The 19390-nt window shown below is 32.8% G+C and carries 19 protein-coding genes; 16 read left to right on the plus strand and 3 right to left on the minus strand.

Annotated elements, in window-relative coordinates:
• Positions 1–2: 2 nt before the first annotated feature.
• The gene (glmM, locus tag Q0912_RS08735; protein ID WP_299114128.1) at positions 3–1391 is read right to left on the minus strand and encodes a phosphoglucosamine mutase; all 1389 of its coding nucleotides are present in this window, start codon (positions 1389–1391) and stop codon (positions 3–5) included.
• A 69-nt stretch (positions 1392–1460) separates the two neighbouring features.
• Between glmM and Q0912_RS08740 the strand changes: the two genes are divergently transcribed.
• The 3 genes from Q0912_RS08740 to Q0912_RS08750 are packed head-to-tail and all read left to right on the plus strand — an operon-like array spanning position 1461 to position 4701.
• On the plus strand, positions 1461–2063 hold the full coding sequence (locus tag Q0912_RS08740; RefSeq protein WP_299114131.1) for an ACP phosphodiesterase: 603 nt from the start codon (positions 1461–1463) through the stop codon (positions 2061–2063).
• Complete coding sequence (gene ggt / locus Q0912_RS08745; RefSeq protein ID WP_299114133.1) at positions 2060–3766, plus strand: gamma-glutamyltransferase; 1707 nt, start codon at positions 2060–2062, stop codon at positions 3764–3766. Before Q0912_RS08740 ends, ggt begins: the two co-directional genes overlap by 4 nt.
• A gap of 26 nt (positions 3767–3792) precedes the next feature.
• Positions 3793–4701, plus strand: coding sequence for a hypothetical protein (locus tag Q0912_RS08750; RefSeq protein WP_299114135.1), 909 nt, complete (start codon positions 3793–3795; stop codon positions 4699–4701).
• Here Q0912_RS08750 and Q0912_RS08755 read toward each other — a convergent pair.
• Positions 4693–7599 (minus strand): FAD-binding and (Fe-S)-binding domain-containing protein, encoded by a 2907-nt coding sequence (locus Q0912_RS08755; RefSeq protein WP_299114137.1) that lies wholly within the window; start codon positions 7597–7599, stop codon positions 4693–4695. The genes Q0912_RS08750 and Q0912_RS08755 overlap by 9 nt on opposite strands.
• Before the next feature lie 106 nt (positions 7600–7705).
• Here Q0912_RS08755 and Q0912_RS08760 point away from each other — a divergent pair, with 106 nt between their 5' ends.
• The 6 genes from Q0912_RS08760 to Q0912_RS08785 all read left to right on the plus strand — a co-directional run bounded on the left by Q0912_RS08760 (position 7706) and on the right by Q0912_RS08785 (position 11997).
• The gene (locus Q0912_RS08760; protein WP_299114139.1) at positions 7706–8182 is read left to right on the plus strand and encodes a hypothetical protein; all 477 of its coding nucleotides are present in this window, start codon (positions 7706–7708) and stop codon (positions 8180–8182) included.
• A gap of 106 nt (positions 8183–8288) precedes the next feature.
• Positions 8289–9371 (plus strand): glycine cleavage system aminomethyltransferase GcvT, encoded by a 1083-nt coding sequence (gene gcvT, locus Q0912_RS08765; protein ID WP_299114141.1) that lies wholly within the window; start codon positions 8289–8291, stop codon positions 9369–9371.
• A 23-nt stretch (positions 9372–9394) separates the two neighbouring features.
• A complete protein-coding gene (locus Q0912_RS08770) occupies positions 9395–10225 on the plus strand; it encodes a sugar nucleotide-binding protein (RefSeq protein ID WP_299114143.1) in 831 nt (276 codons plus the stop codon).
• Positions 10226–10338: 113 nt separating this feature from the next.
• Positions 10339–10626 (plus strand): 4a-hydroxytetrahydrobiopterin dehydratase, encoded by a 288-nt coding sequence (locus tag Q0912_RS08775; RefSeq protein WP_299114145.1) that lies wholly within the window; start codon positions 10339–10341, stop codon positions 10624–10626.
• 55 nt (positions 10627–10681) lie between these two features.
• Positions 10682–11428 (plus strand): YebC/PmpR family DNA-binding transcriptional regulator, encoded by a 747-nt coding sequence (locus Q0912_RS08780; RefSeq protein WP_299114147.1) that lies wholly within the window; start codon positions 10682–10684, stop codon positions 11426–11428.
• 62 nt (positions 11429–11490) lie between these two features.
• Positions 11491–11997 (plus strand): hypothetical protein, encoded by a 507-nt coding sequence (locus tag Q0912_RS08785; protein WP_299114149.1) that lies wholly within the window; start codon positions 11491–11493, stop codon positions 11995–11997.
• Here the strand turns inward: Q0912_RS08785 and xerA are convergent.
• Entirely contained in the window at positions 11994–12827 is an 834-nt protein-coding gene (xerA, locus tag Q0912_RS08790) for a site-specific tyrosine recombinase/integron integrase (RefSeq protein WP_299114150.1), read from the minus strand. The two genes, Q0912_RS08785 and xerA, sit on opposite strands and share 4 nt — an antisense overlap.
• A 249-nt stretch (positions 12828–13076) precedes the next feature.
• Between xerA and Q0912_RS08795 the strand changes: the two genes are divergently transcribed.
• The 7 genes from Q0912_RS08795 (at position 13077) to Q0912_RS08825 (ending at position 19346) form a co-directional block, all read left to right on the plus strand.
• Positions 13077–13607 (plus strand): hypothetical protein, encoded by a 531-nt coding sequence (locus tag Q0912_RS08795; protein ID WP_299114152.1) that lies wholly within the window; start codon positions 13077–13079, stop codon positions 13605–13607.
• Positions 13608–13971: 364 nt separating this feature from the next.
• Positions 13972–14319 carry a hypothetical protein gene (locus tag Q0912_RS08800; RefSeq protein ID WP_299114156.1) on the plus strand — a complete coding sequence of 116 codons (348 nt, stop codon included), beginning with the start codon at positions 13972–13974 and terminating at the stop codon, positions 14317–14319.
• A gap of 244 nt (positions 14320–14563) precedes the next feature.
• A complete protein-coding gene (locus Q0912_RS08805; protein WP_299114158.1) occupies positions 14564–15874 on the plus strand; it encodes a S41 family peptidase in 1311 nt (436 codons plus the stop codon).
• Between the two features lie 71 nt (positions 15875–15945).
• Positions 15946–17406: a S41 family peptidase gene (locus Q0912_RS08810; protein WP_299114161.1), complete on the plus strand. Its 1461-nt coding sequence runs from the start codon at positions 15946–15948 to the stop codon at positions 17404–17406.
• 70 nt (positions 17407–17476) lie between these two features.
• Positions 17477–18055: a Crp/Fnr family transcriptional regulator gene (locus Q0912_RS08815; RefSeq protein WP_299114163.1), complete on the plus strand. Its 579-nt coding sequence runs from the start codon at positions 17477–17479 to the stop codon at positions 18053–18055.
• A gap of 64 nt (positions 18056–18119) precedes the next feature.
• A complete protein-coding gene (locus Q0912_RS08820; protein ID WP_299114165.1) occupies positions 18120–18584 on the plus strand; it encodes a carboxymuconolactone decarboxylase family protein in 465 nt (154 codons plus the stop codon).
• A 12-nt stretch (positions 18585–18596) separates the two neighbouring features.
• Positions 18597–19346 carry a DJ-1/PfpI family protein gene (locus tag Q0912_RS08825; RefSeq protein WP_299114167.1) on the plus strand — a complete coding sequence of 250 codons (750 nt, stop codon included), beginning with the start codon at positions 18597–18599 and terminating at the stop codon, positions 19344–19346.
• The last annotated feature ends 44 nt before the right edge of the window (positions 19347–19390 follow it).

Here is a 19390-nt window from a genome sequence, read left to right on the forward strand (position 1 = left end):
TTTTAGATATTAGCGACAGCCTTAATCTCTGATATAAATTGATCTGCTAAAGTATCTGCTGCAGCCTGTGATGGAGCTTCTGTATATATTCTAATAATTGGTTCTGTATTACTCTTACGAAGATGTACCCAACTATCTGCAAAATCTATTTTAACGCCATCAATAGTGGTTAATTTTTCGTGACTATAATTAGATTCCATAGTACTTAGAATACCATCAACATCTAATTGAGGGGTTAATTGAATTTTCTTCTTACTCATGTAATAATTAGGATAAGTTGCTCTTAACTCACTAACTGTCATTTTCTTTTCAGCTAATAAGCTCAAAAATAAAGCCACACCAACTAAGGCATCACGTCCATAATGCAACTCAGGATATATAATACCTCCATTACCTTCTCCGCCAATAACTACATTATTTTTCTTCATCAATTCAACTACATTTACTTCGCCTACGGCACTGGCTTCATACATACCACCATGTTTTTCTGTAACATCTCTTAGTGCTCGCGTAGAACTCATATTACTTACGGTATTTCCTGGGTTTTTGCTCAGTACATAATCTGCACAAGCAACAAGCGTATACTCCTCTCCAAACATCTCGCCTTTTTCATCCATAAACGCCAAACGATCTACATCAGGATCCACCACGATTCCAAAATCAGCCCTTTCTTTTACAACAGCTGCAGCTAAATCTCCTAAATGCTCTTTTAATGGCTCTGGATTATGCGGAAAATGACCCGTAGGTTCGCAATATAATTTCACAGGATGTACACCTAAACGCTCTAATAATAATGGAATTGCTATTCCGCCTGTAGAATTAACTCCATCAACAACCACTTTAAAATTAGCAGCTTCGATAGCTCTTTTATTTACCAATGACAGATCTAAAACCTCATCGATATGCAAATCGATATAAGCTTCATTTTTAGTAATCTTACCTAAGTTATCAACCTCTGCAAAATTCATGGTGTTAGACTCCGCAATTTCTAATATCTTTTGACCTTCATCTCCATTCAAAAACTCACCCTTATGGTTTAATAATTTTAAAGCATTCCATTGTTTAGGATTATGGCTAGCCGTTAAAATAATACCTCCATCTGCATGTTCCATCGGTACCGCGACTTCTACTGTAGGCGTTGTAGACAAACCTACATCAATCACATTAATACCAAGTCCTACAAGTGTATTCATTACCAAATTCTGAATCATTTCTCCAGAAATACGTGCATCTCTCCCAACAACAACACGATAATTTTCTTTTTGGCGTTGCTGCTTCAACCATGTACCATAAGCAGCCGCAAATTTTACCGCATCAATTGGAGTTAAATTCTCTTCCACTGGTCCTCCAATAGTGCCTCTAATTCCTGAAATAGATTTTATTAACGTCATGTAATTTTGTTTTCAGCAAATATAACATCTTAATAGGATTTTGTGATTACGAATTTGTAAATTCGACGAATGAACTTTCTAGCGCACATATATCTTTCTGGCGAAAACAAATTAATCACTATTGGTAATTTTGTTGGTGATGGAGTAAGAGGTAATAAATACAAAAATTACCCTCGCGAAATTCAAATTGGTATTCAATTACATCGCGAGATTGATACATTTACAGACGCGCACCCAATCTTTAGACGGAGTACAAAACGACTTCACAAATTTTATGGGCATTATAGTGGTGTTATTGTAGACATTTTTTATGATCATTTTTTAGCAAAAAACTGGACAACCTATTCAGATGTGCCCTTATCGGATTTTATCCAGGATTTCTATAGAAGTCTAAACCAAAATTTTGATAGTCTTCCACCTCGCTTTAAACGATTAACGCCTATAATGATTGAGGGAAACTGGTTATTAAGTTATGCTACCCTCGATGGTATTCAATTGGTTTTAAACGGAATGAACCACAGAACAAAAGGCTTATCAAAAATGAACCAGGCCACAAAAGAGCTTAAAATGTATTACAATGCTTTTGAAAATGACTTTACAGAATTCTTTACCGAACTCATAGAATTTAGTACTAAGAAACGTGTAGAAATTGAAAAACAATTCAGTGTATGAGACAGATAATAATTGGTGTACTTTTTATTTTAGCGGGTTTTACCAGTTGTAAAAACGAATCAAAAATTGAAACCTCAAAAACTAAAAACAAAGGGCTTATTACTAAAAAAGCTATGGTAGTAAGTGCCAGAGTGGAAGCCTCAGAGATTGGTACAGAAATTTTAAAAGCTGGAGGAAATGCTTTTGATGCCATGATGGCAACCGAGATGGCATTAGCGGTCTGTTATCCATATGCCGGCAATCTTGGTGGTGGTGGGTTTTTGGTTTATCGCTTAGCCGATGGTACAAAGGGAGCTCTCGATTATAGAGAAAAAGCACCTTTAGGATCAAGTAAAAATATGTATTTAGATAGTAATGGTGAAGTCATTAAAGATCTAAGCACAGTTGGCATCATGTCTGTTGGAGTTCCTGGTACCATTGCAGGAATTTTTGAAGCCCAAAAACGCTTTGGTAAACTCGATATAGCTACCATCCTAAAACCCGTAATCAAATTAGCAAAACATGGTTATATCATAACAAATAAACAAGAGGAGCGCATAGCCAGTTACGACAGTATTTTTAGAGCTGTAAATGAAAAAGAGATCCTCTACAATAATAACCTCAAAGCTGGTGAGACAATTGTTAATTTAGCTTTAGCCGAAACTCTACAACGTATTGCTGATAATGGACGTGATGAATTTTATATAGGTGAAACAGGCAAACAACTTGTTAAATACCTACAATCCAAAGGTAGTATAATAACCCTCGAAGATTTAGCAAAATACGAAGCCAAATGGCGTAGTCCTATTACATTTCAATATGATGATTTAAGTATTACATCAATGTCACCACCATCATCAGGAGGTATTTGTCTCAATCAGATTATGACAATGATAGAACCATTTGATTTAAAGGATTATGGGCACAATACATTAAAGACCATACAAGTAGTAGTTGAAGCAGAAAAACGTGCTTATGCAGATCGCAGCTTTTATCTGGGTGACCCTGATTTTATTGATATCCCAATAGAAGCATTAACAAGTACAGTTTATCTGGAAGATAGAATGAATAACTTTTCTTTTAAAAATCCAACTCCTGTAGATGCTATATCGCATGGCAAAATTACAGGTTATGAAAGTACTGAAACCACACACTACTCTATCGTAGATCAATACGGAAATGCTATTGCTGTAACAACAACTTTAAATGGTGGTTATGGCTCAAAACTATATGTTGATGAACTTGGCTTTTTTCTCAATAATGAAATGGACGACTTTAGTAGTAAACCTGGTGAGCCCAATTACTATGGACTTATTGGTGCAGAAGCTAACAGTATAGCACCAGAAAAGCGAATGCTTAGCTCTATGACACCAACGATTGTAGAAAAAAATGGTGATTTTTATATGTCCCTAGGAACACCTGGAGGTTCTACCATAATTACATCAGTTTTACAAACCATTTTAAATGTGTACGAATATGATATGACTATGCAAGAAGCTGTTAATGCTCCACGATTTCATAATCAATGGTTACCAGATGAAATCCGCATGGAACCTAATAGCTTTAATGAAAAATTAATTCAACAACTCGAAGCTTTAGGCTATATAATTAACCAAACCCGAACTCCTGTTATCGGCAAAGTTGACGGCATCTTAATGCTAGATGATGGCTCACTCGAAGGTGGAGCCGATAAACGCGGTGATGATACCGCAGTAGGCTTTTGATTAATTTTTAATACAAATATCAACAGATGAAAACATACGATATTGTTATACTCACAGATCATAAACACGCTAATCCAGCCGTAATAGATGACTACACAAAAAATGTCATCACCGAAGATGCACTTGTAGCTAATACTCTTGGTCAATTAGGTTTAAACGTAGTTCGTTTGGCATGGAATAATCCTTATTTTGATTGGTCCTCTACCAAAGCTGTACTTTTTAGAACCACTTGGGATTATTTTGACAACTTTGGTAAATTTTCTACTTGGTTAAATAAAGTATCTAAAGTAACTACACTTATTAATTCTGAAGCTCTAATACGTTGGAATATTGACAAGCACTATCTATTGGATTTGCAGCAAAACAATGTTCATATAGCTGAGACGCTATTTATTGAACGTGGCTCACCTAAAAGCTTAAAAGATTTACATAACGATACAGGTTGGAAGGAAACAGTGTTAAAGCCTTGTGTATCTGGATCGGCAAGACATACCTATAAACTTAACTTAGAGACTATTGCTAAACACGAAACTATTTTTAAAGACCTAATTGCTGAAGAAACCATGATGCTTCAACCCTTTCAGCATCGTATTATATCTGAAGGAGAAGTATCTATAATGGTTTTTAACGGCCAATTTACACATGCTATTCTCAAAAAGGCAAAGGCTGGAGACTTTAGAGTTCAGGATGATTTTGGAGGAAGCGTTCATGATTATTCACCTACAGAAGCAGAAATAGAATTTGCTGTAAATACCGTAAATGCTTGCGCAGAATTACCATTATATGCCAGAGTCGATATTTTTAACGATAATATGAGTAAGATTGCATTAGCTGAACTAGAATTAATTGAGCCAGAGTTATGGTTTAGAAAACATCCCAAAGCAGCACTAATACTAGCAGAAGCTATAAAAGAAAAAATAGAGCAGTTAAATTAAAGCTTCTTTTAAAATGGTAATTGGATGCTTGGCTATTTTACCAGTACCATCTTTAATTTGATGTCTACAACTTGTACCATTAGCAGCAATGATAGTATCCTCAGAAGCTTTTCTTACAGCAGGAAATAAGGTCTGCTCACCTATTTGCATACTTATATCATAATGCGCCTTTTCGTAACCAAAACTTCCTGCCATACCACAGCAACCACTAGGAATAATAGACACTTTATAATTTTTTGGGAGATTTAACACATCAAAGCTCGATTTCTGATTTGCCAATGCTTTTTGGTGACAATGCCCATGGAATTTTATGGTTTTAGTGTCATTAGTAAACTGTTCTGAACCAATATTACCTAACTTTATTTCTTGCTGAATAAATTCTTCAATTAAATAGGTATGCTTTGCAATTGATTTTACAGCAACCTTATCATCTGCCAATTTTAGGTATTCATCCTTAAAAGTTAATATAGCAGAAGGTTCTATTCCTACTAAACAAAAGTCTTCATTTATAACATCCTTAAAGTAGTCAATATTTTTATTAGCAATGACTTTTGCTTCTTCTAAAAACCCTTTTGACAAAAAACTTCTTCCGCTTTCTAAATGACTAATAAATAATACTTTATAATTTAAAGACTCAAGTAAAACTTCAGTATCAATTGCTATATTAGACTCAAGGTAATTTGTAAATTCATCTATAAACAAATACACTGTTTTTATAGGATTTGATACATCAGATTTTTTTTCAATAAAACTAGCTGGCTTAGTTATTTTTGGAAAGCTTCGCTTAGGATGTATACCTAAAATAATCTTCATAAAACCAGACAAAAATTTAGTTTGAAATAAAGCATTATAAAAACCTGGAGCGCGAGAGGCTCTTTTATTGTACTTCGTAGAATTGGCAAAGAATTTATCTTTAAACTTAAAACCATTAGCTTTTTGGTATTGGTACTGAAACTCTGCTTTTAGACTTGCCACATCTACACTACTTGGGCATTCACTAGCACAAGCTTTACAGCTTAGACATAAATCAAAAACATCTTTAAGCTCCTGATGATCAAACCGGTTTACTTTTTCTGAATTGGTTAAAAACTCACGTAAAGCATTAGCTCTAGCTCTGGTTGTATCCTTTTCATTACGTGTTGCTCTATAGCTAGGGCACATCGTACCACCAAATTCTGGCAATTTTCTGCAATCACCAGAGCCATTACATTTTTCTGCTTCCCTAAGTATACCTTGTGAGTTTGAGAAGTCTAGAATTGTTTCTATATAAGGTTCTTCTCTATCAGTTTTATAACGCAAATTCTTATCCATTGGTAAAGCATCTACAATTTTACCTGGATTAAATATGTTATTTATATCAAACGCTGATTTAATGTGTTTTAGAATTTGATAATTACTCTCACCAATCATTAAAGGAATAAACTCTGCTCTAACAATTCCATCACCATGTTCACCAGACATAGAACCTTGGTATTTCTTTACCAATTTTGCAACATCTATAGTGATACTTCTAAATAGCTCTACATCATTAACATCCTTAAGATTAAGGATAGGTCTTAAATGCAATTCACCTGCACCTGCATGTGCGTAGTATACAGCGTTTTGATTATAAGATTGCATCAACTCCGTAAACTCTGCTATATAATTATCTAAATCACCTAAGGCTACAGCAGTATCCTCAATACAAGCTACAGCTTTTTTATCTCCAACCATATTACCTAATAACCCTAATCCGGCTTTACGTAATTCTATAGCTTTATTAATTTCATCGCCTTGTAATACAGGGTCTGCATAACTAATATTAAGTGTATTAACTGTATTTAAAAAGTTATCTACCTCTATCTTAAGTGCTTCTTGAGTATCAGCTTTTAACTCGCACATTAAAATTGCAACAGGGTTTCCTTCAATAAAAGTTCTGTTTTCTTGCTGTGTCTTATTATGTCTGGTAAGATTTAAGATGGTATCATCCATCATTTCGCAAGTATAGAGATTATGCTGCATCAAAGGTTGTAAAGCTTTCATACAGTTTTCAATACTCTCAAAATGCAACGCAACCATAGCATTTTTAGAAGGTGGCAACTCCTCTAATTGCAAAGTTATTTCTGTAGTAAATGCTAAGGTGCCTTCACTTCCTGTAAGCAATCGACACATATTAAAACCTAGATTAGAATCAGAAAACACCTCAGAATTTAACAGTTCATCTATTGCATATCCTGTATTTCTGCGATGAATCTCAGGCTTCGGAAAGTTAGCTCTTATTTGCTTTTGAACTGTTTCAGGTTTTAGTGCTTCAAAAATTGTTCGGTATATATTACCCTCAAGGGTATCTGGTTTTAATTTCTTTTTAAATTCATCTTTAGTTAAGCTAGTAAACTCAACTTCACTTCCATCACTTAGAAGTGTTTTTAAACTAATTACTTTATCTCTCGTTACACCATACCGGATCGAGGTCGTTCCTGAAGAATTATTACCAACCATACCACCGATCATACAACGATTAGATGTTGATGTATTTGGCCCAAAAAACAAACCAAAAGGTTTTAGATAATTGTTGAGTTCATCACGTACCACACCTGGTTGCACGGTAACGGTTTTTTTAACTTCATCAATACTTAAAACCTTAGTGAAATGTTTTGAAACATCGACCACTATTCCTTTTCCAACAACCTGCCCCGCCAGAGATGTGCCTGCTGTTCTGGGAATTAATGAGGTATCATTTTTATTAGCAAAATCAATTAATAACCTTATATCATTAATATGCTTAGGAAAAGCTACTGCCATAGGAATTATTCTATATACGGAAGCATCAGTAGCATAGAGCTTAAGCATTAAGTCATCAAAATAAAACTCACCCTCAAGTTTAGATCTTAAAAGTTTTAATGCTGTGGTTTTACTCATTTAAGTCAATAATTATGTTTATAAAACTATAAAGAATTCTAATATAAAATTGGTTTTGGCGTTATTTTTGTAAAGATTAATGAAATCAATAAAAAACGATATAATTATGAAAAAACTAATTTTAACAACATTTGCAGTTTTTGCAGGATTTGCTTTTATGAATGCACAAGAAATAGCTGATAATGCTATTGGCCTTAGACTTGGTGACAGTGACGGTTTTGGTGCCGAAATTTCGTACCAACGTGCACTTGGAGACAACAATAGATTAGAAGTCGATTTGGGTTGGCGAAGTGGAAATAACTATGATGGTTTTAAATTAACTGGTATTTACCAATGGGTTTGGGAACTAGACGGTAATTTTAACTGGTATGCTGGTGCTGGTGGAGGTTTTGGGTCTTATAGTTTTGATGACAATGATTTTGACGATGAAACCTTTTTCTTTGTTGCTGGAGATGTAGGTATTGAATACAATTTTGATATACCACTGATTTTGTCTTTAGATTTTAGACCTGAACTTGGTTTTGGTGATTTTAGAGATGATCTGGATTTTGATATAGCTTTGGGTATTCGATATCAATTTTAAAAAAATAAAAAATCCTTAAAAGCCACCTAAAACTAGGTGGCTTTTTTATGGCTATAAGCTATAAATTTGTTTAATTTTGCACATCATAAATCGAAAATCCTATTCCATGAAGAATACAGCATTATCCTCTACTCACGAAGCACTTGGTGCAAAAATGGTTCCTTTTGCTGGCTATAATATGCCTGTACAATACGAAGGTGTTAATATAGAACACGAAACCGTACGAAAAGCTGTTGGGGTTTTTGATGTATCACATATGGGTGAATTTTTAATAGAAGGGCCTAATGCGCTTGCTTTAATTCAGAAAGTATCAAGCAACGATGCTTCTAAATTAGAAATAGGAAAAGCACAGTACAGTTGTTTACCAAATGATGATGGTGGTATTGTAGACGATTTAATCATATACAAAGTAAAAGATGAAACTTATTTATTAGTTGTTAATGCAAGTAACATAGAAAAAGATTGGAACTGGATATCTTCTAAGAACGATGTAGGAGCAGAAATGCGTGATTTAAGTGAAGACTATTCGCTATTAGCAATACAAGGCCCAAAAGCCGTTGAAGCTATGCAATCACTATCTAGCCATGATTTATCAACAATTAAGTTCTATAATTTTGTAGTTGGTGATTTTGCAGGTATAGAGCATGTTATTATTTCGGCTACAGGTTATACTGGTAGTGGAGGTTTTGAAATCTATTGTAAAAACTCCGAAGTAAAACAAGTTTGGGATAAGGTATTAGAAGCTGGAGCAGATTTTGGAATTAAACCAATTGGATTGGCAGCAAGGGACACATTACGTTTAGAAATGGGATACTGTTTGTATGGTAATGATATTGATGATACCACATCACCAATTGAGGCTGGTTTGGGTTGGGTATGCAAGTTCAATAAAGCATTTACCAATAGTGAAGCTTTACAAGCAGAGAAGGAACACACACCAGAACGCAAATTAGTAGCCTTTAAATTAGACGACAGAGGAATTCCAAGACAGGGTTACGACATCGTAGATAATAGCGGAAAAACCATTGGAAATGTTACCTCTGGCACTATGAGTCCTAGTTTAGGAATTGGTATTGGTCTGGGATATGTACCTAAAGTGTTTTCTAAAGTAGATAGTAAAATTAATATTCAAGTTAGAAAAAAAGCGATACCAGCAACCGTTGTAAAGTTACCTTTCTATAAAGGGTAAAATATAAAAGGGCAGATTGATTAATGAAGAAGGAGCTACACAAACATCGTATACTTATTATTGGAGCCAGCGGTTACATTGGCAATGCCATTTATAAAGAATTAGGACCCTATTTTAGAACTTACGGCACCTACCGCACACCTAAAAAAGAATTTGAAACTAACCAACAGTTTTTTCAATATAATGTAGAAGAAGATGATGTATATGAAATACTCCAAGTTTGCAAACCCTCCATCATTATCTCTGCGTTACGAGGAGATTTTAATGCACAAACTATAGCACATCAGCACATTGCAGAATATGCTTTAGAGTTTGGTTCAAAAATTATATTCCTATCCTCTGCTAATGCCTTTGATGCTTATAGCAAATACCCAAGCTATGAGCTAGACAAAACCCTAAGCCATAGCATCTATGGTCATTTTAAGATTAAGATAGAAAACATGCTTTTGCGTTTACCAAAAAAACAAGTTACTATTTTAAGATTACCAATGGTCTTTGGCGCAAACTGCCCAAGGATTCAGGAAATGAAACAATTGATTTTAGACCAGCAATCCGTTGAGATTTTCCCTAATCTCATCATGAATGTGACACTAGATAAAAAAGTAACGCAACAGGTACATTACATTATCAATCGCAATAAACACGGCATCTTCCACCTTGGAAGTACAGATTTGGTGCACCACGATGAATTTGTAAAAGACATTCTTACAATTATTACAACAAAAAAGGTAAAATTAAAACATGTGTTTACAACTAATGACGATCGTTATTTAGCCGTATTACCAAAGTACAATAAACTACCTAAACATCTTCAAATCACAAGTCGTAAAGTTTTAGAAGAACTTGAGAAGTAATTTCCCTTAATAGTTAAAGAGATGATGGCAATTGAGGTCAGTGCTTCAAAATAGACTTTTTACTTGCGCTCTTCTTAGGATTTCTTTAATTTTAAACGTATCAAAACTATTTTATGAAACTAGACGAATCAACTATAGAGAAAAAATTACTTCATTTTCCTGAATGGGAGTATTACGATGGTGCCATACATGTAGAAATTGAGTTCGATAATTTTAAAGACTGCTTCAGTGCTATGAGTCGAATAGCATTTGAGTGTGAGGCACAAAACCATCACCCTAACTGGAGCAATGTTTATAATGTTTTAAAAATTTCATTATCTACACACGATGCTGGTGGTGTCACAAACAAAGATTTTAAATTAGCAGAAGCTATAGAAGCTATTGTTGAAGCTGATGAATAGACTTTTATAAAAACACTTATTTAATTACATTTACCCAAATTAAATTACAATCACTATGGGAAGAGCTTTTGAGTTTAGAAAAGCAAGAAAAATGAAACGCTGGTCAGCAATGAGTAAGGCCTTTACACGTATAGGTAAAGATATTGTAATGGCTGTAAAAGAAGGTGGCCCAGATCCAGATAGTAACTCACGTCTAAGAGCAGTAATACAGAATGCCAAATCTGTAAACATGCCAAAAGACAATATAGAACGTGCTATAAAGCGCGCCAGTGATAAAAATCAAGGCGATTATAAAGAAGTGATCTTTGAAGGCTATGCACAGCATGGTATAGCCGTACTTATTGAGACTGCTACTGATAATAATACACGTACGGTTGCCAATGTGCGCTCATACTTTAACAAAACTGATGGAAGTTTAGGCACCTCTGGTTCTGTAGTTTTTATGTTTGACCATACGTGTAATTTTAAGATACAAGGAGGTGATTTAGATTTGGAAGAATTAGAGCTAGAACTCATTGATTTTGGTGTAGAAGAAATCTTTGAAGATACAGACGAAAACGAAGCTGGTGAAACGATTACAAGCGTAATGATATATGCGCCATTTGAAAGTTTTGGAAGCATCCAAAAGTATTTAGAAGATAATACTATTGAAATTATATCCTCTGGTTTTGAACGTATTCCGCAAGTAACTAAGAAGTTGTCACCAGAACAGATGGAAGATGTAGAAAAGCTTATAGAAAAACTAGAAGAAGATGATGATGTACAGAATGTGTATCACACTATGGAAGAAGTAACCGAATAGCTATTATATAATCATTTATTTAAAGAGGGCTTCTACCCTCTTTTTTTATTAACAAACAGAAAATGAAGTCTACAATAGTCTCTATATTATTAGTATTTACAACAATAGGCTTTAGTCAAGATAAATTTGATTTTAATGAAAAAGGCCTGGCGCCAGAATATATAATAGCTGCGATTGATAGTATACCAAAAAATACCTTATATAAAAAAACACTCAAGTGGATTAAAAGCACGTCTAATAATCTAGAAATCCAAAATAAAACTAACACTATACAATTTACAGGTATTAAAGACAATGCAGTGCATGAAGGCAAACGTTATTTTCATATCAAATACACCATAAAAATTAGCTTCGAGGAAGGATTATACAAGTTTAAACCTTTAAAAGTGCAACTAAAAGCCAATAGTAAATACGATATGGGCTGGAAAGCATTTGATCTTAAAAAAGGGGACATATTCTTTAAAAAAGGAAAAGTGATAAAAAAGTTTAAATCCTATGTCAGTGATATCCCTAAAATATTAAATGACTTAAACGCCAATCTTTATAACTATTTAATAACCGAAGATTAAAGTAAGTCCAAAGGGCTTTTTATATTTTCTATAAATGCAGAAGACACACGCGTATAAATTTGAGTGGTCTTTATGTCTTTATGACCAAGCAATTTTTGGATAATCCTAATATCTGTTCCATTTTCTAATAAATGTGTTGCAAAGCTATGCCTCAGTGTATGAGCTGTTATATTTTTTTTCACACTGACTCTTTTGGTTGCCTGTTTAATGACTTTCTGCAAACTACTTTGTGTATATTTCCCACCTTTATGTCCTTCAAATAAATACATCTTAGGTTTATATGCTTTAAAGTATTTTCGTAATTGTAGTTTTAGTTTATTAGAAAGCATAACAATTCTATCTTTTTTCCCTTTGGAGTTTCTTATGATTACAATATTTCTAGAGCCATCAATATCAGATATTTGTAGATTTAAAAGCTCAGAACTTCGCAGTCCTAAGCCATAAAGACAAGCCATCATAGCTCTATGCTTTATATTGTCCGTCCTATTTAACAATAATTTCATTTCGCTTAATGATAAAACTATAGGTAAGTTATCAGGCATTTTTTTTACTGAAATGGCCTTAAATCTTATCGTTCTATCATACATCTCTTGGTAGAAGAGATTGAGAGCACTTAAACATTGCCTTTGCGTACTAAAAGCCATGCTCTTTTTTGTAATTTGCAGATATGCATTATTTAGTAATTCTTTATCGCTTAAATCTGCCCATTTAGAGAATTGAAACAAGTTAGCAAAGGTTTTTAAATGCGATTGATAATTGTCTATTGTATTTTGGCTATAGCCTTTTATTTCTAATAATTTACAAAACTTGCTAATTTCTTTAGTTATCATATATATACTAATTAGACATAAATATAGTAATACTATTTTTATACTCAATTGGTAGTTAGAAAATTAAAAGCTATCATTTTAGTGCGCTATGGTCGTCTAAAAAGTAACTTTTTTATATTTTGGCTATTATAAACTAGTTGGCTGTAATTTAAAAGTCCGTTAACTAAACGAAAATTAGTGTTTACTCATTAGACCTTTTTTACATAAACTAACTGAATTAAATTGGTATTGAATTTTAAACGGAGAGATTTGAAAAAAATAATACTTCTGATTTTCTTACTCAATTGCGGAATTGGAATTTCGCAAACTGAATTTCCATTTTATGAACAGATTGCGTTTGACTTTTATCAATCAACACTAATCGATTCCTTTCCAACTAAAAAGAAAGTAAAAGTTTATCCATACGCACTTGATTTTCAACCTGACTATTTTGTTTTCAATAACCCAAGCTGTTTGGGAATAAAATGGAGAAGTAATGAGCAATTTGAGCCTCTAAAAGATTATGTCGAATCCCAAATGAACATTGATTCAGATAGATTTGAATTGGACTTTTCTAAACTTGATAAAAAGAAGTTTAAAGTAAAAAAAAGAGGAAAAGGAAGTTATCCAAGACTGCATATCACAGCACCAAATAAAGAGATTGATGGAACAGAACGAATTTTCGTGAATATTCACGAGACACACGAATATTTATGGATTAGCTATCATCTTGAATTTAATGAAAATGGAGAAATAATTAATTGGTGCAGGAATTATGCTGAAGTAATAAGAACATATTAATAAAAACTACAGCCAACAATGTGTATAATTCATTGCTAGTTAGAGCCTACTTACGAAAGTCCTCACGGACTTTCTATCTGTGATTTATTTGCTATTTTAGTGCTTAAACACGCAACGAAATCATACACTAGACCGTTATCCAACATTCAGAAAACCTTGAGAAAACGAAAAATCATTGGAATTCATTTTTTGACTTTTATCATTTTGGTAACTATTCTGTTTTTCTCGGCGGAGCCTTTATTAAATAGATTCGCTTCTGGAATTCACAATGTTGGAATGTGGCTGAACTTAATAATTTATGGAACAATTGTGATATTGATTTTGACTATTATTTCGTGTCTGATTTTCCTAAAAAATTAACTGAATGAAAGAACGACCTATTTTGATTTCAGCAATAATCCTGACCCTCATAATTGAATTAATTTTAATTATATTGGTTTATAACAAAATTGGAACTGAAAGACTTCCATCTCAAATTGGAAGACTGACTATTCAACTGATTTTAATATTTTGGGTTTTAAACAGTAAATCCCATATTGGTTTATTTTTATTAGCTGCCTACCATATTGTTTCTGGAATATTTGGAATGAATTCCAGTGGCTCGGCTGAATTACTTGGACAATTATTAATTGGATTTCACATTGTAATCGGATTAGTAATTTATTTTCACTATTGGATTGAGGACAGAATCGGAATCAAAAATGTTGGCTAACAACGTGTATAGCGCATTGCGGTTGAATTCCTAATCGGAATTCATTGCAATTCACTATCTTTCGGTTACGTCGGATAATCCTAACTGATTTTCCGCAACTAACCATACACGAACACGTTAGCTACAACTTAACCTCTCTGCAAACTACAATCAAAAATTTACAAATTTATGTTAAACTAAAAAAATAGTTATATAACTATTTTTTTAGTTTTTATATTAGTCTGAATATTAAATCTTCTACTTTATGAAAAAAGTTATAATACTCATAATTGTAATAATTTTAAATTCTGCCTGTAATAAATTCAATGGCAATAGTGAATTAAATTTTGAATTTCCAAAAAGTAAAATGGGTGAATTTGCAAAGGACTGGTTCTCTTATATCAATTCCAGAAATGACAATTATTTATTGACTTACGATAAGAACAAAGAGTGGGAAGATCATTTATCTATGATAAAAGATATTTCTAGTCGAGTAGATGGCATAACACCGTATCTTATTTCTTATGAAACTGAAGATTTCATTTCTATTTATTCAAAAGAAAAAAAAGGGTCATGGATAAAGGTTAATTTAGGATTGAATAGTGTAAATGAAATTACTGCAGCTGGTCTTAAAAAAACATATAAACCCATAGATTATGATCTCCGAAAGAAGTTAACAATAAAAGAAGTTAAAGAGATTATCGCTGATGTTTCTGAAAATTTAAGAACTAACTATGTCATTGAAAAGTCAAGGAGTATACTTGCCAATGAAATAGATCAATTTATGGCCAATGGAAGATATAACTCTATCAATCAAGGAGATTTACTTGCAGATGTATTAACAAAAGACTTAATCAACATCAGTAATGATAAGCACTTACAAATAATTCCTCCTAGTAGAATTTTAGAAGTAGAAAGTAGATTTGGAATTACTAAGGATGAATTAGATTTTAATTTACCATTGGGTGATGAAACGTTAAAACTATCTAATATTAGCGCAAAAGTTCTTGAAAACAATATTGGTTACATTAAATTGGAAAGATTCGTATCCAATCTAAAAACCATTAACGACACCAAAGATGCATTTTCAACTCTTCTTGACACCAAGGCTGTTATTATTGATATAAGGTATTCTAGTGGTGGTGATGGCTTGGCAGTTGCCGACTTATTATCTTACTTCTTTAAAAAAAATGAGCTAATTGCAACTTTAGCTGAATTGGGTGAAATTTCTTATCCTGAAAATAATACTAAAATAGATAACCTAAAATCTAAATTTCTGAAAAAACCATTATATGTTTTAACCAGTTCAAAAACTATTTCAGCTGGTGAGGCTTTTGTATATTTACTCAAAGCTAAAAAAAGAGCTCTTATTATTGGCGAAAAAACAGCTGGAGCAGGATTTAGGGTTGATGCATTCAAATTATCTAATGGATTTTATTTCGTTAATTCCATTTATACGAGTTTTGATATTGAAAACGGTGAAGGATGGCAAGGCTCTGGGGTATTACCCGATATTAACCTAGATAAAGCTAAATCTTTGGACGAAGCTATATCAATAATCCTTAACAAAGAATAATATAACTACATCTAATTAAAATAAAACCTTGGCAAGGTATAACTTAAACTGAAACAGTAATCAAACTACTTATGACTACCAGAACCCTAATTTTAAAAAGTCTTATAATATTATTAAGCTTTTCAGCTTGTGGTCAAATATCCTCAAATCAAAAAGGAATATCTAATGATGTTAAAATTGAATCAAACTATTTAGTAAAGGATTTAGAAACCTTAAAGTTATGGATAGAAAAAGCACATGGTGATCCTTACCGATTTACTTCTAAAGAGGCTTTAGATAGTCAATTCGTATTAGCAAAAAAGAAAGTTTTGGCAAACAAACAAATAACAGCAAACGCCTTTGCAGGAATAGTAATGCCCATTATTGCAGAATTAAGGGACGGTCACGCTCAAGTATTTCTTCCAGATTTAGATAAGATAGAAGGAAACATAATATTTCCTTTAAAATTTATATTTATCAACAATAAGCCACATGTAATTTCTGTTTTTTTTAAAAATGATAAAGTGGAAATTGGATCAGAAATATTGGAAATAAACGGGCAAAATGTAACATCATTTTTCAATGAGATTATTCCTTATTTACACAGAGATGGGAATATAGAAAATGTTAGATACAGACGACTTCAAAATCAAATCTATTTTACAAAAGTAATGATTGCCCTTGGAAAAGCTAAAGCAACATACGTTTTAAAACTTAAAACCAGAGAAGGAAAAATCATAACAACCTCTATAAGTGGTTTAAGCCAATTAGAATATAATAGTAAAAAATCAAAAGATAAAGCATCAACCACGGCTCTAACCTATAAAAGAATAGATACCATAGAATCAACCTCCATTATAGATATTAATTCGTTTAATCCTCATTATTATCAGAAAGGAAAGTTTTATCAAAAGATAGATAGCATTATGAATATTGTTCAAAAAGATGACATCTCTAATTTAATTATTGACTTAAGAAATAATAATGGTGGGGAAGACTCTTATGTGATGTACTTATTGAGATACATATTAAATGACGGGTTTGCAATGAGCAGTGAAGTAACTTTTTCTCAAAATGATTATAAATTTTTGCCAGATGGTAAACATTGGGATATTGACCCTAAATGTTTTAAACCTAATGATAAAGGAAGTTATGACGCTACCGAATTCTTATGGGAAGAATATCCTACATTAGGTACATTTCTACCTTTCAAAACTCGCTTTGGAGGCAAACTAGTTGTATTGATCAATGCTTTTACATTTTCAGCTGCCTCTGATTTTGCAGCTCAACTACAATTTCATAAAAGAGCAACTTTTGTCGGTGAGGAAACTGGCGGAAGTCGTATCGGAAATGTTAGTGGTTATGTTCCTACCTTAGATTTACCAAATTCGCAAGTGAAAATTAATTTACCACTGATGAGCATTAAAAATCCTTTTTTTAATTCTCACTTTTCTGACAGAGGTGTAATTCCAGACTATATGCTAGAACTAGGTATAAATGACATTTTAAAACAAAATGATATCGTTCTTAAAAAAGCAATAAGCCTTTTTTAAGAATTTAACTGGCTACAACAACCTATATAAAAATAGCGGTTAAGTTGATTAATCAGAATAAAACGAATAAATGACTGAAAGTACTTTAATAAACCATATAAAAACTTATGTAACCCTTTCTGAAGAAGAATTATCAGAGATCATGACTTTTTTCGACGGTCATTCTTACAGTAAAAAGGAAACACTACTTCTTGCCGGAAAACGATGTAATAAACTATTTTTTGTAGCAAAAGGATGCTTACAATTATACTTTATAGATCATCTAGGCAATAAAAAAACATCGCAATTCGCCATGGAAAATTGGTGGTTAACAGACTTCTTAGCTTTTCAAAATCAAAAGCAATCCGATTTCTATATTGAAACTGTCGAAAACTCAAAGGTTTTATCGATTTCTTTTTTAAAATATCAAGAACTGTTAAATAGATTTCCTAAGATGGAGAAATATTTCAGATGTATATACCAAAGAGCTTATGGTGCTGCATTACTGCGCCTAAAATATATAAACAGCCTTTCTAAAGAAGAAATGTTTTTTAGGTTTAAAGATAATTTCCCCGAATTTGTACAACGTGTACCACAATACCTTTTAGCAAGTTTTCTTGGTTTAACACCCGAATATTTGAGCGAGATAAAAAAGAAGCAACTTTCTTAAACCAGTTTAATTTTTTTTAGAACTTCCTCCAATAATTTTGCTCTAAATCTATAAAGCAAAACTAATGGAACGTATTACCTATCAAGATATTCCTGGCGGAATGTTTGAGAACTTAAGAACAATAGAAACTACTATTGAAAACACAACACTCAGCAAAAGTCTAATTGAATTAATTCGGTTAAGAACGGCTCAATTAAATGGTTGTGCCTATTGTGTAGATATGCATTACAAAGAATTAAAACATTTAGGGGAAATTGAGTTGCGATTATCATCCCTTTGCGTTTGGGAAGAAACGCATTATTTTTCAGAGGAAGAAGAAGCTGTATTGAGACTAACCGATACACTTACCAAACTTAACCACAAGCCTTTTAAAGATGAGATATTCAATAAACTATTAAAGCACTTTATTAAACAGGAAATTTGCTATATAACCCTTGCTATAGCTCAAAGCAATACATGGAATCGCTTAATGAAAGTATTTGGGTTTACTCCCGGAAATTACACCGTAAATCAATACAAGACCAATTAAAAAGACCAAAAAATGAAAAAAATACTAACACAAATAATTGTACTAATTGTTTTAATAAGTTGTAATTCTAACAAGGATGAGCACACATCAAATAGTGATATAATCCCTCAATACGAAAAGAAAACGGATACGCTTACAAAACACTTAAAACTATTTAAACCCGAGCTGCCTACTATCGGTCTTCTGATGTTTAATGGTGTTTTACAAGGAGAAGTAATAGCTACATCTGATGTTTTTGGGAAACCTAATCAAAATATGGAGCAACTTTTTAACGTCATTGCAATAGCAGAAACAAAAAACCCAATTACTACAGAAGAGGGTATGCATTTTGTACCAGATTACACATTTGAAAACTGTCCAAAATTAACAGCCTTATTTGTTCCCAGTGGTTATGATATGTACGCTCAAGTACATAATAAAAAAATGATAGATTTTATAAAAAGGAAAAATGAGGAGACGAAATACATCGTAAGCAATTGTGCCGGAGCACAACTCATAGGAGCATCCGGAATCGCCGACGCACATAAGATAGTAACGTATATTGGTGGCGGAAATCAACTACAAAAAGATTACCCAAATCTAAAAGTACAGAATGACAGTCTGATAACTTTTGTTGAAGACGGAAAATTCAGTTCTTCAAACGGAAACTTAGCAAGTTATATTTCTGCCCTTAACTTATTAGAAAAAATGACAAGTACTGAGCACAAAGAATTTATAGAAAGCTATCTATACCTAGATCGGCTTCAAAATTGGAATAAATAAATACCACAAACAACACTTAATAGAACATAACAGTTTATGCTCAA

This window comes from uncultured Winogradskyella sp. (assembly GCF_947498345.1).
Classification (GTDB): domain Bacteria; phylum Bacteroidota; class Bacteroidia; order Flavobacteriales; family Flavobacteriaceae; genus Winogradskyella.

Bases quoted from the DNA above. Each gene is read 5' to 3' on its own strand.
- glmM (WP_299114128.1), bottom strand. From the start codon at position 1,391: ATGACGTTAATAAAATCTATTTCAGGAATTAGAGGCACTATTGGAGGA.
- Q0912_RS08740 (WP_299114131.1), top strand. From the start codon at position 1,461: ATGAACTTTCTAGCGCACATATATCTTTCTGGCGAAAACAAATTAATC.
- ggt (WP_299114133.1), top strand. From the start codon at position 2,060: ATGAGACAGATAATAATTGGTGTACTTTTTATTTTAGCGGGTTTTACC.
- Q0912_RS08750 (WP_299114135.1), top strand. From the start codon at position 3,793: ATGAAAACATACGATATTGTTATACTCACAGATCATAAACACGCTAAT.
- Q0912_RS08755 (WP_299114137.1), bottom strand. From the start codon at position 7,599: ATGAGTAAAACCACAGCATTAAAACTTTTAAGATCTAAACTTGAGGGT.
- Q0912_RS08760 (WP_299114139.1), top strand. From the start codon at position 7,706: ATGAAAAAACTAATTTTAACAACATTTGCAGTTTTTGCAGGATTTGCT.
- gcvT (WP_299114141.1), top strand. From the start codon at position 8,289: ATGAAGAATACAGCATTATCCTCTACTCACGAAGCACTTGGTGCAAAA.
- Q0912_RS08770 (WP_299114143.1), top strand. From the start codon at position 9,395: ATGAAGAAGGAGCTACACAAACATCGTATACTTATTATTGGAGCCAGC.
- Q0912_RS08775 (WP_299114145.1), top strand. From the start codon at position 10,339: ATGAAACTAGACGAATCAACTATAGAGAAAAAATTACTTCATTTTCCT.
- Q0912_RS08780 (WP_299114147.1), top strand. From the start codon at position 10,682: ATGGGAAGAGCTTTTGAGTTTAGAAAAGCAAGAAAAATGAAACGCTGG.
- Q0912_RS08785 (WP_299114149.1), top strand. From the start codon at position 11,491: ATGAAGTCTACAATAGTCTCTATATTATTAGTATTTACAACAATAGGC.
- xerA (WP_299114150.1), bottom strand. From the start codon at position 12,827: ATGATAACTAAAGAAATTAGCAAGTTTTGTAAATTATTAGAAATAAAA.
- Q0912_RS08800 (WP_299114156.1), top strand. From the start codon at position 13,972: ATGAAAGAACGACCTATTTTGATTTCAGCAATAATCCTGACCCTCATA.
- Q0912_RS08805 (WP_299114158.1), top strand. From the start codon at position 14,564: ATGAAAAAAGTTATAATACTCATAATTGTAATAATTTTAAATTCTGCC.
- Q0912_RS08810 (WP_299114161.1), top strand. From the start codon at position 15,946: ATGACTACCAGAACCCTAATTTTAAAAAGTCTTATAATATTATTAAGC.
- Q0912_RS08815 (WP_299114163.1), top strand. From the start codon at position 17,477: ATGACTGAAAGTACTTTAATAAACCATATAAAAACTTATGTAACCCTT.
- Q0912_RS08820 (WP_299114165.1), top strand. From the start codon at position 18,120: ATGGAACGTATTACCTATCAAGATATTCCTGGCGGAATGTTTGAGAAC.
- Q0912_RS08825 (WP_299114167.1), top strand. From the start codon at position 18,597: ATGAAAAAAATACTAACACAAATAATTGTACTAATTGTTTTAATAAGT.